The sequence below is a fragment of the Neobacillus niacini genome, from assembly GCF_046591715.1.
In the GTDB taxonomy this organism is placed as follows: Bacteria; Bacillota; Bacilli; order Bacillales; family Cytobacillaceae; genus Neobacillus; species Neobacillus niacini_L.
The window spans coordinates 1-1,943 of the sequence record NZ_JAWVNQ010000032.1 but is presented as its reverse complement, the minus strand read 5'-3'; the positions used below and the strand labels follow the sequence as shown (position 1 = coordinate 1,943).

Below are 1,943 nucleotides of genomic sequence, written 5' to 3'. Positions count from 1 at the left end.
TCAGATTGTCGAGAAAGGTTACTTTTCTCGACAATTTTTAATTTTGTCTGACTCTCCCCATTTAAAAAATCATAAGATATGTCCCTGCACACTGGCCTGTTGATTTCCGCTCCAGGTGCTTCGCTTTCCGCGGGCGTGCCGGGGAGCCTCCTCGGCGCTTAAGCGCCTGCGGGGTCTCCCCAGCCCCGTACTCCCGCAGGAGTCTTCGCACCTTCCGCTACAATCAACAGGGGAGAATTAACCTGAAGATTGCCACACACCTTTTTCCAATCTAGCTAAGTGCGTGGCAATCTTTTTCATATTTTGGCATGCTGCGGTGAGTAATACTTGCTCACTCGCATTGTGCAATCCCCGTAACCTACAATAGCGAAGCCCATGCAGTTCTTTTGAATCTGCGAAGCTTCGCTCTACTTTTTCTTTTCTAAATTTATAAAGTGTATTACCTGACTTTGAAAGTCGGTTAAGTCGAACCTTCTCCTTATGTTCCTCCCATACATGTCTAGTAACGACTTTTGTTTTATTTTGAGATTTAGTACACTCCGGCAGGAGTGGGCAGTTGGTACACTTTTTAGGGTCTGACTTATATTCCCGATAACCTTCTCTTGAAGTTGTACGATATTGTAGTTCCTGGCCATTTGGACAAACATATAAATCTCGTTCTTTATCATATGTAAATTTCCATTTAGGAAATAATCCTTTAGTGGGTTGAAATCTTCTATGAGCAATAACTCCAAAAATATTACGGTCATTAAGTCCCTTACAAATCGGATTTGTTAAGTAACCTGAATCAAGTGCCACAGCCTCTACTTTAAATCCAAAACGCTCGACCTGACGGTCTAACCTTGATAGATAAGGGACAGAATCATGAACATTTCCTGGTGTTACAAACGCATCAGTTATGATGTTGAACATCATGTCAGTAGTTCGATGATCAAGATAACAAAACATTTCCTGTTTATTCTCTCGAGACATGAACCCACATTCAGGATCAGTCGTGCTTTGGCGTATTTCCTTTTTCTCGTTCACCTCCTCCTTTTCATTTAGAGCTTTTTTCCATGATTTTTCCGATCTTCCTCAATTGCTTTGTTTAAATCTTCTACATATTCGCGTGTTTCAACTTCCACTTCAACTCTAGTGAATTTATGTTTGTTTGCGTTCGCTTTTAGGTGAGTGGAATCTGAAAATAAAACTCTTCCTCCTACCATCTTGTGATGAAGCGCTTGGAATACAATTTCATCAAAAACCTCTTGAAATATGTTTGTATCTTTAAAACGGGTTCGCCGATTCCAACTGATAGTCGAATGATGGGGCACAGGATCGTTTAGCTTTAGTCCTAAGAACCATCGATAAGCAACATTTGTCTGAATTTCGCGTTCTAATTGGCGTTCAGAACGAATGCCAAAAAAATATCCGATAAACATCATCTTAAAAAGTTGAATGGGGTCCGAAGGACGCCCGTTATTTTCAGAGTAAAAAGGACGGACCTTCTCACCAATAAATGAAAAGTCGATATATTTGTCCACCTTCCTTAACAGGTGATCTTGAGGCACTAAATCATCAATAAATACAAATTCCGCTTCATTTTGTATCTCTTTTTTGGGCTTATACATTTAATCCACCGTCCTATTAATATTAATAATATTATACCAAATTAACGCGGTGAATCGTTAAAGTTATTGAGAAATAAAGGCTCTTTCTAATAGATTGGTGCTTTTATCAATATGAAAGCACAGAGTGGATTGGAGCGAAAGGTGCTTGACTCCTGCGGGATGTAGAGGAAAGGTCGAGACCCCACAGACGCGCAGCGTCGAGGAGGCTCGACTTCCTCCCCGCGGAAAGCAAGCACCTGTAGCGGAAAGGAACGGTCCATTTGAATACACAAAACAACATTCTAAATGAAAAGATCAAAATAAAAGGCTGCCGAGAGTTTCTCGACAGCCTGA

1 protein-coding gene is annotated in these 1,943 nt (G+C 40.9%); it reads right to left on the bottom strand.

Annotation, left to right across the window (positions count from 1 at the left end; translation table 11 throughout):
* Nucleotides 1-237: 237 nt before the first annotated feature.
* A protein-coding gene (locus SFC47_RS25715) for an IS1182 family transposase (protein ID WP_411257377.1) occupies nt 238-1,610 on the bottom strand; the annotation gives its coding sequence in 2 pieces (ribosomal slippage) (nt 238-1,046 and nt 1,046-1,610; 1,374 coding nt in all).
* Nucleotides 1,611-1,943: the final 333 nt, after the last annotated feature.